At 54.0% G+C, this 15,503-nt stretch carries 11 protein-coding genes; 5 read left to right on the forward strand and 6 right to left on the reverse strand.

What is annotated here, in order from left to right; translation table 11 throughout:
• The first annotated feature begins 509 nt into the window (after positions 1-509).
• A complete protein-coding gene (locus VE009_RS13980) occupies positions 510-2,264 on the forward strand; it encodes a methyl-accepting chemotaxis protein (protein ID WP_325008583.1) in 1,755 nt (584 codons plus the stop codon).
• 15 nt (positions 2,265-2,279) lie between these two features.
• Positions 2,280-6,032: an amino acid adenylation domain-containing protein gene (locus VE009_RS13985; protein WP_325008585.1), complete on the forward strand. Its 3,753-nt coding sequence runs from the start codon at positions 2,280-2,282 to the stop codon at positions 6,030-6,032.
• A gap of 62 nt (positions 6,033-6,094) precedes the next feature.
• On the opposite strand, the gene VE009_RS13990 is transcribed toward VE009_RS13985, so the two are convergent.
• Positions 6,095-6,832, reverse strand: a complete 738-nt coding sequence (locus VE009_RS13990) for an SDR family NAD(P)-dependent oxidoreductase (RefSeq protein WP_325008586.1) — start codon at positions 6,830-6,832, stop codon at positions 6,095-6,097.
• A 145-nt stretch (positions 6,833-6,977) separates the two neighbouring features.
• Here VE009_RS13990 and VE009_RS13995 point away from each other — a divergent pair, with 145 nt between their 5' ends.
• Positions 6,978-7,586: a TetR/AcrR family transcriptional regulator gene (locus tag VE009_RS13995; RefSeq protein WP_325008588.1), complete on the forward strand. Its 609-nt coding sequence runs from the start codon at positions 6,978-6,980 to the stop codon at positions 7,584-7,586.
• A 62-nt stretch (positions 7,587-7,648) separates the two neighbouring features.
• Here the strand turns inward: VE009_RS13995 and VE009_RS14000 are convergent, their stop codons facing one another.
• From VE009_RS14000 to VE009_RS14015, 4 genes are all read right to left on the reverse strand, one after another.
• On the reverse strand, positions 7,649-8,494 hold the full coding sequence (locus VE009_RS14000; protein WP_325008590.1) for a carbohydrate ABC transporter permease: 846 nt from the start codon (positions 8,492-8,494) through the stop codon (positions 7,649-7,651).
• 3 nt (positions 8,495-8,497) lie between these two features.
• Complete coding sequence (locus VE009_RS14005; RefSeq protein WP_325008592.1) at positions 8,498-9,439, reverse strand: sugar ABC transporter permease; 942 nt, start codon at positions 9,437-9,439, stop codon at positions 8,498-8,500.
• Between the two features lie 162 nt (positions 9,440-9,601).
• Positions 9,602-10,918: an ABC transporter substrate-binding protein gene (locus tag VE009_RS14010; protein WP_325008594.1), complete on the reverse strand. Its 1,317-nt coding sequence runs from the start codon at positions 10,916-10,918 to the stop codon at positions 9,602-9,604.
• A 25-nt stretch (positions 10,919-10,943) separates the two neighbouring features.
• Positions 10,944-12,284, reverse strand: coding sequence for an ADP-ribosylglycohydrolase family protein (locus VE009_RS14015; RefSeq protein WP_325008596.1), 1,341 nt, complete (start codon positions 12,282-12,284; stop codon positions 10,944-10,946).
• A 219-nt stretch (positions 12,285-12,503) separates the two neighbouring features.
• Here VE009_RS14015 and VE009_RS14020 point away from each other — a divergent pair, with 219 nt between their 5' ends.
• Complete coding sequence (locus VE009_RS14020; protein WP_325008598.1) at positions 12,504-13,379, forward strand: AraC family transcriptional regulator; 876 nt, start codon at positions 12,504-12,506, stop codon at positions 13,377-13,379.
• A 54-nt stretch (positions 13,380-13,433) separates the two neighbouring features.
• On the opposite strand, the gene VE009_RS14025 is transcribed toward VE009_RS14020, so the two are convergent.
• Complete coding sequence (locus tag VE009_RS14025; RefSeq protein WP_325008600.1) at positions 13,434-14,060, reverse strand: hypothetical protein; 627 nt, start codon at positions 14,058-14,060, stop codon at positions 13,434-13,436.
• Positions 14,061-14,311: 251 nt separating this feature from the next.
• On the opposite strand from VE009_RS14025, the gene VE009_RS14030 reads away from it, so the two are divergent.
• The gene (locus tag VE009_RS14030; protein ID WP_325008602.1) at positions 14,312-15,475 is read left to right on the forward strand and encodes a HEAT repeat domain-containing protein; all 1,164 of its coding nucleotides are present in this window, start codon (positions 14,312-14,314) and stop codon (positions 15,473-15,475) included.
• Positions 15,476-15,503: the final 28 nt, after the last annotated feature.

Raw genomic sequence — 15,503 nt, forward strand, 5'->3', positions numbered from 1 at the left:
CGAACGTCCCGAGGGGGGGCGACGCAACGAGTAATAAGCAGATCCTCATCTTGTAAGCCATCGGTCGGGAAAAAGGAAAGTCTCGCAATAAAGTTTTAAAAAGCTATGAAGATCATTACTTAATGTTGTAAATCTATCGGCTCATGTAGTAAATTACAGTTGTAATATTCCATTAATAGCCAAATCGCAGACCATCGTACACCTGACGAAAATTCGGGCCGCAAGCTGCGGTTCTAAAGTCCTTCGGGGCGATCGTAGGGTTGCCGAAGCGTATGAACAAGGAACTTGTTCAAGCATGAAGTCGGCTGTTCGACCGAACAGCCTATTATTGTGCGTCCTTGCCGATCTGCATGGCTGAAGCGGGGTGATCATCTTAGTTTTCCGGTACGGAGCTTCAGCGGCGCGTGCCACAAAGAAAAAGGAAGGGAGCAATGTAGCACACTTAATACAGGGTCCGTGACTAAACAGCTATCATCATCGTTACATTCCAAGGACGGAGGCTTACAACTGTGAATAGCAGAAAAAAAATGTCGTTTATCGCGAAAAATGTACTATTCTCTTCGATAAATATCGTCTTGGTCGGTGTTCTGCTCATTGTCTCTAGCTACTACATCCAAAAAAGCATATTGATCAATCAACTGTATAAGCAGATTCAAACCGTCACCGAATCGTGGTCGCAAAGAATCGATCCGCAGCGGGTTCGGGCGGCGATGCAGGAGAAGGACTTCGACGGCGAAGTTCAGCTCGAGCTCCGAACGATTCTCGATTCCGTCAGCGAGCATAATCCGAATATCGCTCAAGCGTATATCCTGGGCACGGAATTGGAGGACGGCAACAAAACGTCGCAAATCGCCGTGCCGACGTCGCTCTTGGAGCCGCTGAAGTCCATGAATATCACGCTCGAGGACATGTACGAGCAGCCTCAAGTGATCGTCGACATGCTGCAAGAGATGCTGAAGACGGGGGAGCCGACGTTCTCCGATATTTACACCGACAGTTTGGGCGCCTGGACCACCGTCGCTTACCCGATCAAAGACGAGAACGGAACCATCTTCGCTTATTTTGCGGCGGATGCGGATGCCAGCGATATTTTCAAAGGCCTTAACACGCTGCTCACGTACAGTCTCTCGATATTGGCAGTTTTCTTGGCGATTATGCTCTCGGTTCAGTACTACATCGTGAAACGGACGTTATCCCCCATGAAGTCGCTCATCTCGGGCATCGAACAGGTGAGCGCCGGCCGCCTCGACGTGGTCATACCGGCGGGGACGGACGATCTGGGGATCGTCAACGAGAAGTTTAATCAAATGGTTCGCACGATGAACGATACGATGACCAGCGTGCAAGAGCTGTCGGCGAAAGTCGCGGCATCGGCCCAGACCCTGTATCTTGCGACCGAAGAAAACAATCGCCAAGCCGAGACGATCCATCACAACATCCAGATGATTGCCGACAATATCGGCTTCCAGCAGCAGTCGACCCGGGACTCCTCCCGCGCGATCTCGGAAATGTCGACCGTGATTCAGACGGTCGCCCAAAACTCGTCCCAACTGGCCGAAGAAGCCGCCGATATGGAGTATAGATCGATGCAGGGCCATTCCTCCGTTCAGAACATGGTCGAGCAAATGACGTCGATCTCCGGATTCGTCGACAATATGTCGCGAACGGTAGACCTGTTGAACCGGAAATCCGAAGAAATCGGCAGCATTCTCGTGTTAATCCGTTGGATTGCGGAGCAGACGAATCTGCTGTCGCTGAACGCTGCGATCGAAGCGTCCCGCGTCGGCGAGCACGGCCGCGGATTCGCCGTCGTCGCCGGCGAAGTGCGGAAGCTGTCGGAGCAGACGAAGCAATCCGCCGATCAAATTTCGGGCTTGATCGCCGATATTCAAGAGCAGATTCGGCACGCGTCGCAGTCGATGGGCTACGGAACGGAAGTCGTGGAGAAAGGAATCCTCATGGCGCAGGAAACAAGCGGCTTGTTTGCGGAAATGCTGCGGGCGAGCAAGAACGTGGCCATGCAAACGCAAGAAGTGTCCAGCGCCACCCAGCAAATGTCCGCCGGGACGGAGGAACTTGCCGCGTCCGCGGACGAGCTGAGCGCGACGATGGATACGACGGCGTCGGGCGCCGCCGAAATCGCGCAATCCGTCGAGGCGCAGCGGGGGCAGTTGGCTTCGATCGTGGAAGCTTCCAACCTGCTTTCGTCCGTGGCCGAAACGCTGAAAGAGAGAATCGAACGGTTCCGCGTATCAAGCAAATAAAGGGAGGCTTCCATCATGAACAAGAGCGATACACCGAAGCCTCCGGCGATTTTCGAACGGGAAACCGACCTGCCCGTTCTGCAGCTGCCTATGGACGGCTCCCGTCCATCCGGGGATTACACGATATCGAGCGTCCGCATGGGGCTGCCGGCCGGTTCGCCGCAGTCCATTTCCGTCAACCTGCGCGACGAACGAAGGCGGAAGGCGATGTGGTTGGCTGTCTACGCGTCCCTGCTGTACCGGTTCTCCGGGGGCGAAACCGACATCGCGATCCCCGCGGCGACGCCGGAACACGGCCGGTTTTATCTTCTAATCTCTCTGGAGAAAGACCGATCGTTCCGTGCCGTCTACGACGCGATCTTCGAGCAGCTCCGCGAACCTGCCTATATCCATCGCAGTCCGATGATCGAATCCGGTTTTATGATCGACTGCGAGCCGCTTCCGCATGAGAAGCAGCTTCTATGCTGGATTGTATCGGACAACGGCGATGGGTTTGCCCTTCAGGTGCGTTACGACGCTTCGGCGTACCGGGAATCGACGATTCGCCGTTTCATGGACGCCTATCTCACCATTGCTAGGGCCGCTCTCGCAGACGATGCGGTGAACATCGGGGCGATCGATCTGCTGTCCGCCGAAGAGTACGCATTGTACGAGAAGCTGAACGATACTCGCTCGGACTACCCGGCCGACGTGACGGTTCATCAATATTTCGAGCGGGTCGTCCGAACGTTCCCGAATCGCTTGGCCGTTTCCTCTGCAGGCGGCTCTTATACGTACCGGAGCTTGAACGAACAGGCGAACCGAGTCGCTCATTTGCTGCTGGAGCGCGGCATTCGCAAGGGCGAATGCGTGGCGTTATTTATGGAACGGAGCATGGAAACGATCGTCAGCCTGCTGGGCGTCTTGAAGGCAGGGGGCGCATACGTGCCCGTCGATCCGGAGTACCCGGAAGAACGCATAAGCTATATTTTGGAGGATACGAAGGCGAAATATTTACTGACCAAGCGTCCCCATCTAGAGAGAGCGGCTCAGCTGCAGGCGAATCTTGGAACGGTGGAGCATGCAGTCGCCGTAGATGCGGACCTTGGCGCATACGACGCGTCCAATCCGGAAATCGCGGTATCCCCGGAAGACCTGGCGTACGTCATTTATACTTCCGGTTCAACGGGGAAACCGAAGGGAGCGCTGCTCGCTCACGGCGGGGTCGTGAATCTCGGCGTGTTCAGCAAGCGGCAGTTCGAAATTACCGAACGCGATACGTTGACGCAGTTCGCCTCGTTCAGCTTCGACGCTTCCGTCTCGGAGCTCGTCTGCGCGCTGTTCAGCGGGGCTCATCTTTATTTGCTCTCCCCGGAGGAACGCGTTTCGGTGGAAGCCTTCGCCTCCGCCGCGGAACGAAACCGGATCACGTTCGTTCCGTTCGTGCCGACCGTCTTTTTCAACCAACTCGCTACCGTGCTCTCCGACGAAGGATATCGCAAGCTGCGGCTCGTCAGAACGATCATGACGGCAGGCGAAGCGTTGTATGGAGAACAAGTCCGGGTGTTTCAGAACAAAACGGGCGGCAGCATCGGCGTTTACAACTTATACGGGCCGACGGAGTGCACGGTCGGAACGACGTTTTACCGGATCCCGTCGCCGATCGGCGACGATTGGACCCATATCCCGATCGGAACTCCGAACGACAATTACAAGGTGTATGTCGTCAACGAAGATATGCGGCTGTGCCCCGTGAACGTTCCGGGCGAATTGCTCATCGAAAGCGTCGGCCTCGCGCAAGGGTATCTCGGGCAGCCCGAAAAGACGGCCGCCGCCTTTATTCCCAGCCCGTTCGAACCGGGAAAGACGGTGTATAAATCCGGAGACATCGTCAAACTGACGTCGGACGGAACGCTGGTCTATGTGACCCGCAGAGACACGCAGGTCAAAATTCGGGGGCATCGAATCGAAATCGGAGCCGTCGAGGACGTGATGGCCAAGTTCCCGGGCCTGCAGGATGCCGCAGTCGTCGCGCTGAAAGAGCCGAACGGGCAGCTGGCTCTGGCCGGCTTTTACACGGCTAAAGACGGCGAAGCGCCGCGCTCCTCGGAACTTCGGACGTTCCTGTCGGAGAAGCTGCCCTCTTATTACTTGCCGAAGTGGCTGATTCGGCTGGATCGGATGCCGCTCTCCCCGACGGGGAAAATCGATCGAAGACAGCTGGCCGCCTACGATCCGTCATCCTTCGCGGATGAGCCGGCTCCGACGTCCCCGGACGAGCAGCCGCGGACGGAATACGAGAAGCTGGTCGCCGCGGCGTGGTCGGAAGCGCTCGGCAGCCGTACGGCCGGCGTCGAGGACGATTTCTTCCTCGTCGGAGGCGATTCGCTCTCTGCGATCCATGTGCTGGTGTACCTGAAGCCGCACTGTCCGGCGCTTGAAATTCAGCATGTGTTTCAATACAAGACGATCCGCCAGATGGCTGGATTTATGGAGCTGCTCGCGAAGAACGAGCAGATCGCACGCATCGAAAGCGGCCAAGCCGCGCTCGAGACGGCGGCGGCACGAGAGGCAAGCTTGAAGGTGCTCCGGGAATATCCTAGGTTGCGGGAATATTACGGCAGTTCGCCAGTCAACGATCGAGATCTTTCCTGCATACTACTCACGGGCGCTACGGGTTACTTGGGTTCGCATCTTCTTTATGAATTGTTAACGAAGAGCCGAGCCGATATTGTAGCGTTCGTTCGCGGAACGCCCGGCCGATCCGGCCGCAGCCGGCTTCGGGACGTGATGAAGACGTATTTCGGAGAAAGCCTGCTGCTCTTAATGAACGAACGCGTCCGCGTCGTCGAAGGCGATCTGGAGGCCCCCGACCTCGGCCTGCCGCCGCAGGAGACGGAGAGGCTCGTCCGTCAGCTCGACGCGATCGTTCATGCCGCCGCCGACGTCAGACATTTCGGAGACGCCCGGCAATTTTACAAAGCGAATGTCGAAGCGACCCGGCATTTGCTCGAGCTCGCCGAATCGAAACCGGGCATACAGTTCCACCATATTTCGACGATCGGCGTGCCCGAGCAGTTGGCTTTCGGCGGAGCGTGGCCTTCTGTCGAAGAGACGAACGACATCGCTCCGGAGCTTCAGGTGGACAATGTGTACACCAATAGCAAGCTGGAGGCTGAAAAGCTCGTGCTGGCCGCCGCCCGGAAAGGGCTTGCCGTCAGCGTGTACCGCCCGGGGAACGTTACGTGCCATTCGTTAACGGGCAAATTTCAGACCAACATCGATAGCAACGCCTTTTACCGCATGATCAAAGCGATGCTGCTATTGGGCAAAGCGCCGGAGATTCGCGGGTACGTCGATTTGACGCCCATCGATTACGCCAGCAGCACGATCGCGGATCTCGTCCTGACGAAGGAAGCGATCGGGCATATGTTCCATATTTGCAATCCGAACCCGATCCCGTTCATGGAACTGGTTGAGTTGATCAACCGATGCGGATACCGCGTGGAAACGATGGAGTACGGCGCGTTCGTGAAATGGCTGTTCGACCCAGCCGTCCCGAAAAGCAAAGAAGCGATGGAGCTCGCCATGACGATATTGGAAGGCGACGGCGCCAAAGATTCGGACTTCGTCTACGGCTGCGAGACGGCTTCTGCTTTCTTGAGACCGACCAGCCTGCGGTGCGCTCACACCGATCTGTCGTTCGTCCAAAAGCTGATCGCCTACGCCAATTACGTCGGGTTTTTCCCTCCGCCGCAGCGATGCCCGGAAACCGCGGTGCTTACGTAATACAGAAAGAGCAGCATGAGCGTCGTCGCTTCATGCTGCTCTTCGTTCGTTCTCCCAGACTTTTATTGAGCGGTGTACCCGCCGTCCACGATCAAGCTACTTCCCGTCATGAACGAAGAATCGTCGCTGGCGAGATACAGCACGGCTTTCGCCATCTCTTCGGCTTTCCCCAGCCGTTTCATCGGCGTCGCCGCGGCCAGCGATTGTTTGTAATCTTCCGGAATGATCGGCGTGTCGATGAAGCCCGGGCACAAGGCGTTAATGCGGATGTTCCGCTCCGCATATTCCAGCGCGAGCGAACGCGTCAAGTTGACGACGCCGCCCTTCGCAGCGTTGTATGCCGCCGATCCCGGCGAACCGACCCAACCGTACATCGAAGCGGTATTGACGATGACGCCGCCGCCTGCTTTCAACATTTCGCGGATCGCTTCGCGAGCGACCAGGAACACGCCGTCCAAGTCGACGTTGACAGTATTGCGCCATTCGGAATATTCCAGCTCATGCGTCGGCTGCACGCGGCCGATTCCTGCGTTGTTGAATACGATATCCACTTTCCCGTAGGCAGCGATCGTTTGTTTATAGATTTGAATGACCTCTTCTTCGACGGTGACATTCGCCTTTATAAACAAAGCTTCTGCATTTAGCGCTTTCAACTCCGCCTCGAAAGCTTTCCCTTTTTCTTCATTCAAGTCAACAAGAACAACCTTCGCCCCTTCCGCAACGAACAACCGCGCCGTCGCCGCGCCGATCCCCGACACGCCCCCGGTGATGACGGCTACTTGGTTTTGCAATTTCCCCATAGAAGATCCCTCCTGTATAATAGGTAAGCGATGCGTCTTACTTTTAATTGTACTCCTCTGTCCAAAGTCAACAATCATTAGGATTCCGTCATCTGTCTATCTAATATACACTTGCAGCACAAATGTCTTCTTGCGAGGTTGTTATATGCGCGACGATCTTAGAGAGGCTTCACCACGTCGAAACCGGACCAAAGAACATTTCAAATCCGCTCTCGTCCGGCTGATCAAAGCGAAGGGCTACCATTCCGTAACGGTCAAGGATATTGTCGATGCCGCCGCTTACAATCGCAGCACCTTTTACGTACAGTACAAGGATAAAATCGAGTTGGCCGAGGATCTGCTCGCTTCCATGCTCCAAGGATTAGAGGAATCTGTCGGCAAACCCCATGTACCGGGTCACAAGGTGTATACGGCGAAGCTCAACCCGGCGTCCTTCCATATCATTGCCTACATTTACGAACACCGGGATTTTTTCGAGCTTCTCAAATACGAGGATACGCTGCCGGGTTTGCGCACGGGATTTCCGAATACGATTTTGAAAATTTATATGGAGAAATTCACGTTCGAAACGATCAATAACCTCCCCGTCAACATGGATTATTTCAAGCGGTATACCGCCTATGGCTTTTACGGGCTCATCCTGCATTGGATTGACGGCAATTTCAAAGAATCTCAAGAGGAATTCATCAAGGAAGTCATCGATTTAACGAAGACGCACATTTACTCGTTCCAATATATCGGGGATCGACGGTAATACGCAAAAATGAGATTACCATCATATAGGTAATCTCATTCGTTCTGAAGATGGCCGGCGGTTCAGCCTTTGACCGAGCCGGACAAAATATCCGTTTGGAAGTTTTTCGCGAAGATCAGATACACAACGACGATCGGCAGAATGGAGATCATCATGGCTGCGGCCATTAGTTCGTAATCGGTCAAATACGGCCCTTGGAAAGCGTATAGAGCATAGGGAATCGGATATTTGGATTCTTCGAATATGTACACCATCGGGGCGAGCAAATTGTTCCAAGCGCCCAACGCCTCGAAAATAATAAGCGACGACCACGCCGGATACGTATTCGGCAACACGATTCGCATGAGCAGGCTCAACTCGCCGCAGCCGTCGATCCGGGCCGCCTCGAGCATGGAATCCGGAAGCGACACGAAGAACGACCTCATGAGCATTACGGCGAAACCGATGCCCATCGCGATCGACACGACGGCGACGCCCGTCAACGAATTCAGCAATCCTAACGATTTCAAAAGAAAATACAAAGGCAGCATCACGGTTTGAAACGGAATCATCATGGTGATAAGCAGAAGATAGAAGATCACATTTCTCCCCGGATATCTGAATTTGGCGAACGAATAACCCGCCAGGGTCGATACGAAGAGCGTTCCCGCGACGGTGACGACAACTAAGTACAAGCTGTTAAAAAGATAACTGCCGAAGTTGCCCATACTCCATGCTTGAACGTAGTTTGACACAATGTTCCATTCTTTGGGCCACGTAAACGGGCCGTTCAGCGAATCCGCCCTGGTTCGGAACGACGTAATCAAAATCGTGGCAAAGGGAACCAAGGTGTAGAGCGCGGCCGCGATCAGGAAGATATGGACGAGAATGCCGTTCATTCGTCTGGATAAGGATGCGAAGGTGTTCATGATCTACGCCTCCTCCTTATTTAAGAACCGATTGTACACAACCGTAAAGATCACCATAAAGATGCCGAGCATAATGGCTGTCGCAGAGCCGTAGCCGAATCGGTCGAACGTAAACGCCTGCTTAAAAATATAGTAGGTCATAATTTGCGTCGCATCGTTGGGACCTCCGGCGGTCAGGACGAGCACAAGGTCGTACACCTTGAAGGAGTCGATGATCGTAAATATGATTAGGGCATTGAAAACCGGGGCGATTTGCGGGAGGACGATCTTGAAAAATATTTGAAATTTGTTCGCGCCGTCAATTAATGCCGATTCCTTCAACTGCGTATCGTTGCCCATCAGCGCCGCAAGGAAGATGACCATACAAAACCCGAAATATGTCCATCCGCCGGTAATGATAATCCCGATCATCGCCGTCTTGGGATTGCCCAGCATGGCAAAATTCGAAGCGTCGATTCCCAGTGCGTCTAACAGCATAAGCAGCAGACCGTTCCGCGGATCGTAAATCCATTTCCACACGACCCCGTATATGACGGCCGAGACGATGCGCGGGAAGAAATATACGGTACGGAAAAACGTACGACCTCTGATTCCCGGCAAGGAAAGCAGGTACGCGAGCAGCAGACCCGGAAACACGCCTAGGACGACAATGCCGAGGGCGTAAGCCCAGTTGTTAAAGAACGATTTCCAAAACACGCTGTCCCGAAGCATCTCCACGTAATTGTTTAGACCGATGAACGACTGCTTCCCCACGCCATCCCAATCGAGTAAGCTGTAGCGAATCGATTCGAACAAAGCGAATCCGAAGAAAACGGCAAACAGGATCAACGCAGGCACCAAAAGCATATACCCAACCATCATTTGCTTTCGGTATAACGGGTTGGGGCGATTCGCGGTTTTCGTCGAAGCGTTCGCCGAGGTACCGATGAAAGTCTTTAAGGACATCCTTACCGGCCTCCTAATCCATGAAAATCATTGCGTCGTATCCGCGCTCGCCAGGTCTCCCTAAGATGGAAAAAGCAGCCGTCAAGAAATTCGCTTGACTGCCGCTTTTTCCTGCGAGGGCGGGTCGCGCCGCAAGCGGCGGACGCCGCTTACGCGAGATGCTTATTTATTGAACGATCCCTTGGTATTCCCCGCGGCGATATCCTTGTTGCGAGCGCTTTCAAGCGTCGATATAAACGAATCCGCATTCAAGGCTTTGATTGCCAGCTGCTGTCCCGCCTTCGAGAAGAAGTCGAAGGTATGCGATCCGACCCACATATTAATGCCGGGCATATTGTTCAATGCGGGATCTTTCAGGTAATTTTGGATCGTCTTTGTGTATTCGGAGACATCCGCGTTCGACTCCTTCGCGTAGGAAGGGATCTGCTTCCCTTGCTCCGTCCAAATCTTCACCGCTTCGGCGTCGGTCAAATTGAAATCGATGTAATCGAGCGCAGCTTGCTGGTGTTTCGTCTTCGCGTACACCCAATAGCCGCCTCCGGCGAAGTTCACCTGAGCGCCGCCGTCCGGATTCGTTTCCGATCCCGGGAAGGGCACGATCGCTGTTTTAAAGGTGTCTTTGACGGTATTTTCGAGAAAAGCGACTTCCCAGTTGCCGACGACCCAAGCAGCCGCCTTCTGCGTCCCGAACAGGTTTTCTTGGTCGCCGTCGACTTCCGGGCTCGGCGGGAAATACCCCTTTTCCAACCATAGCTGAATCGTTGCCACCGCGCTGCGCACGGAAGGCAGGTCCCAAGAAGCGTCTGTGTCCATAACGGCGGTGATTTCCTCTTTCGTCATATACGAGTAAAGAATCGTTCCGACAAAATTCATGTTGTTCCACCATTTGGTATCCAACGTGTTTGCTAAAGGATAATAACCGGCGTTCTTAATGACTTCGAAGGAGGCGGTCAATTCTTCGATGCTCTCAGGCGCCTTGAGACCGAGCTTGTCGAAAATATCCTGGTTGTAATATAGGCTCATGGTCTCGAGCTCGTTCCCGACCGCAAAAGTGATCTCTCCGACCGTCGGAATGGATTTCGCCACCGGTACAAGGTCCTCGTTCCAGCCGTAGGAATCGAATGCATCGGACAGGTTCAGCAGGTGATCCGCTTTCACGTAATCGCCTGCGGCCCCGATTCCCGCTTCGTTGTAGATGACATCGGGAGCGGTTCCGGACATGAAGGCCGCCTTCAGCGTTTGGTCCAGCGCATCGGGGGTCTTGGAAACCTGATTGATTTTCACATTCGGGTGAGCCGCTTCGAACGCTTTGTTAATGGCGGCGCTGGCATTCTTCTGCGCGTCGCCGGTGAACGTATCCCACACCGTCAGCGTAATCGTTTCTTCTCCGCCAGCCGATGTCGATCCTCCGCTGCAACCGGAAACGATAAGAGTCACAAACATTGAGATCAGCAGGAGCAATCCCATTCTCTTTTTCAAAAGAAGAACCTCCCCTTTTTTTCGACTACATAATCTGCTTCGCTTGCGCTGTGTAACGAGTCAGCAGGTCGTCGAAGTCGACGTATTCCGGTCCTCCGTTCAAGTAGTTGTGCATCCGGTTGTTAAATGGTTTATACCAATGCTCCGGAATGTTTTTCTTGCCGATCACCGCCCCCACGATGCTTCCTGCCGTAGCGCCCGTGCAGTCGTTATCCATCCCCATGGCGATCGTCTCGCCGATCACTTTGGTGAAGTCTTTGCCGCCGATATGGATGCCGAAGACGACGAAGAGCGCGTTGTTGATCGCATGCCCCTCGAACATTCCCGCGTAACGTTCGCGAACGGCGGCGGCGCCGTCTTTGTAGGATTTAATTTCCGGCGCGACGCTGAAGGCCCAACGGATTGCTTCGGCGAAGAGGGAGTCCTGAGGAATTTCTTGTAAGCCGAGATGGAGCGCTTCGACCGGGTCATCCACGGCGAACGCCGCCGCGATGGAAGCCGCGAAAAACATGCTGCCGTATACGCCGTTCCTTCTATGATTGACGGAGGCGTCTCGATAGGCCAATTCGGCCGCCTTCTCCGGCCAACCGGGAGCCACGTAGCCCCAAGTATCGGCTCTGGTCCACGCCGCGATCGACTGGACGTTCGGATTATTCGCATAGCCGGCTTTTTCCAATGGCATCCCCGCATGCAGATTTTGAAGCATTTTTCTTTCTCCCCAATAAGCGCCCCAGCTTCCGTTCGCAGCCTGCAGCGGGAACTTTTCTTTCCAAAGATCGGCCATTTGTTGTTGTGTAAAATTCGGGCCGTATTTCTCCAAAGTCAATAAGCCGATCAACGTGTAGGCGAAATCATCGTCTACCGGAATACTGTCCATATAGGCCTTGGTCAATTGCTCGCTAGTTCCAAGTATGTAACGATGCTGATAAGGATTTTTCACCATACTCCAATAATCGGTAAGAGGATACGCGTCGCCGCAATAACGCGCCCAGTCTTCCATCTCTTGCACGCCGCGGAACTCCAGCGCGCCTCCGAGCGCGCAGCCCGCTCCTCGCCCGATGAAGGCGCCTAGGAAGCGCTCCGCGTAATCCTCCGGCAGCTTCTCCGTCAAACGATGCCGGCCTTGAGGCCGCTGAGCGAGAATCGACGCCCAATCTTCCGGTTCGTTCTCGTCCGGTCGGGGATTTTCTACGATTTTGGCGAACGTTTCGATTCCGCTTTGGAGCGTCTCTTCGATTCGCCGGATAATATCTCCCGCTTCTTGGTCATAGCCAAATTCGGCCGCAAGTCTCGAATATCGCAGCAGCGCATCGGTTAATTCATGGAAATTGGGCAGATCGGGGTACTTCAAATGCTGAAGCTTCATTAAGATCCCCTCCAAGAGATAATTGTAAGAACGTTCTTGGCTTCGATTATATCGCCGCCCCTCCGGCAATAAAATGTACGAAAGAATCTTCTAATGGACAAAATGAACCTTGTTTCGTTATCCTTTTCTTAACAAAATGCTGGAAATTCCGTGAAAGCAAACGGTTGCAATCTTCATCCGGTTAATTAATGGACAAAATTATTTTGTCGGAGGCTTAGCATGGAGGTTATCGAGTTCGACCATTTCTCTTCCTTTTACATTGACGCCGCCGGCGTCTTGAGGAAAAACAAGCCCTGGCTGCATCCGACCCGCAATTGGGATATCGTCGTACTCGCCTATATGGACAAAGGTTCCATGGTGCTGTATGAGGACGGCGCGGAATTAAACATTACGGATCAAACGTTTTACGTTCTTTTCCCCAATCGCACGCATTACGCGACCGCCGTATCTTCCGGCCAGCTGCAGCTGCCGTGGATCCATTTGATCTATCATCGCAAAAAGCCGAAAACGGTCAGCCATATGCCTCTTGTCTACTCCTCCGAAATTCCCTTCAGCGAAGAGTCGTACGGGAAAATTTACATTCCTTCGTTTTGGAAGGTCCAAAACCCGGAATACGTAAAATCGAAATTTCTGGAAGCGTATCAGCTGCAATCCAAGAAAGATCCGTATTCGCACAGCCGCGCGATTTTGACGGTGATGGAGATATTGATGCACCTGTCGACCGAATATTCCGCGGCGCTGCGCAGCGGCCAGTTCGACCGGAACCGAACTTACCTTCTCACCAAAAAAATGGTGGAATACATCGGCGCCAATTGGCAGCTCAACCCCACCGTAGAGCAGCTCGCCGACGTCATGGGTATTACCCCCGGGTACTTGATTCGGACGTTCAAAGCGAATTTGGGAATGACGCCGCTTCGGTATATGACTTTCTTAAGGATCGACAAAGCGAAGGAGCTGCTGTCCCAATCCGAACTGTCCATAAAACAGATTACCGCTGAAATCGGATTGGATGACCCCTATTACTTCAGCCGCTTATTTAAAAAGCAGACCGGCATGACGCCGACGGAATTCCGGCTGAAATCTTATCAGGATTAAAACGCAGAAAAAGCCCGGGAAATTGCTTTCCCGAGCCTCAAGCCGAAATGTCGATTAGTTCACTTGCGTGGACACGCCCTGATAAAAGCGCAGCTGCGCGACCTTCAACCCATTGTTGTCATATTCCCAATAATAATTCTGGAAACGGTCGTCGAAAAGCGGATATCGTTCCGCCTCCCCGTCCCCGTCCATATCCTCATAGAGGTACAGGAGATACCCCGAACCGTTCACCCAGGGGCTGTACCCTGCCGTCCGGGTAACTACCAATTTGTCTTGGGAGCAATACGTGTCGCCGCTTTCCGGATCGGTTCCGCACGTATTGATCGTCGCGCTGCCTCCCGGTTTGCCGAGCGCCCGGACATACACGGAATATTCCGTCGTTCCGTCGTTCTCCGGGTCGGGATTCGGGAGCTGATACGACGCGCCGTCTTCGTCCGTGCCGTTCGCGTCCAATACTTTGAACTCTCCCTCTTTCAGCCAAATTTGCGCTTGCCCGTATAACGGGACGAAAATTTTCGATCCGTTGCTGTCTTTCATTGGCGCTTTCTTGTCGTGAGGCACGCCGATGATGTTGAGCGTATAATGCTCGCCGGACGGCAAATCCGCGGCGGCGATGCTTCCGGTCAACGAAGTTACAGCCATCACGACAGCCCCGATGATGGCGTAAACCTTCCTTCTCATCATATCCCTCCATCAAGTTATAATTGTAATGGCCATTACGAAGTATAGAATAGCATAAGTTGATGGTTTTTGGGGAAATTTGGGTAAAAATGAAACTTTAATACTGTCATTTTGCATCTGTAATGGGTGCTTTTACCTATTCGGGAGAAATCCGCCGACGACCGCCGGCACGATTCTCCAGAATGTAAGCGGTGATAAACTCGAAGAATGTAGTATACTAGGTTTAAAACTTCCAAGAGGATGAAACGAACATGAGCCAAGACTTCGGCGGGGTCGGCCGCCGTCACCTGCAGAACGATTCTTATGGAATAGCAGCCTTTTGTTTTTACCGAGCGATTCAGGAAAACCCTGCGAACGCGGGGGCCTGGAACGGTTTATCTCTTGCGCTGAGCCTCATGCGCAGAGAGCATGACACGCAGACGATGTTGGCCAGGTATGCGCTGCAGCCGCAGCTGCCGTACGACAAGCAGATGATTCCGATCGCATTCATGATGTTCCGAAACAGCCCGCCGGCGATGGCCGGATGGGCGCGCGCCACCACCGGCCGTTCCGGAGTGAATCCGCAGGAACGTCAGTCGTTCCTGAAAATGGCGGACGATATCGAAGCTTCGTATCGCAACTTGGTGGAGGAGCGCGGGGAAGAGACGTTGAAACGCCAAGGGATGCTTACGCTCGAGGAGTTCGCTGCAAGGACCATCGAGCTGGACTTGATCCTCAAGGGGGGAGCGGATTCGCTGTTCGCGCAGGCGGAGGCCTGGGTCAAGGACGAGAATATGGTACTGACCGCCGTCCGCATGCTCTGCCTGCTCCCCGACCCGCGCAGCGAGCGACTTTTGCGCAGGGTATGCCGGGACGAGGAGGTCCCCGGGAAAATTAGAACGCATGCGCTGCTCGCGTTGAGATGGCTGGGCGTACGGGGGAATGTTCGCCTTCAGAAGATGGGCGAGTCGTTCGTCATTAATTTGGACGACCCGAAGCCGGAGCTTACGATCTCGGTCCCTGCCGCGTACAAGCCCGCTCTAGACCGGATGCTCCTGTGGATGGCGAAGGAAACGGGCACGGTAACCGCGGAGGAGTACGAACAGTTCGCCTCGACCGAAGACAAGGAGCTGCCGGAGCCGCTGGCCGAGAAAATCAAAGAAGCAGATCTCCCCGGTCTTCTCCAAGAAGTCGTGCATACCGTCATCCGGAACGCCTACGATCATTATTACCCGTTGGTTCCCGGAATTCGAGGGTATCGCTCTTGGGGCAATGCGTTCCTGATTATTATGAAAGAATACGTCGAAGCTTCGGGCGAAACTTGGAAATACGGCGAGCTGGAGCAGGACGATACGGCCGTGCTGCACCGAAACTGGCTGCTGAGCGCTACGCCGGATTTCCACGAACAAATCGCCGCCGCCAGAAAAAACGGCTGAAACGGGAAAGAGCCGATCCTTGTCGCTC

Source organism: Paenibacillus sp. (genome assembly GCF_035645195.1).
In the GTDB taxonomy this organism is placed as follows: domain Bacteria; phylum Bacillota; class Bacilli; order Paenibacillales; family YIM-B00363; genus Paenibacillus_AE.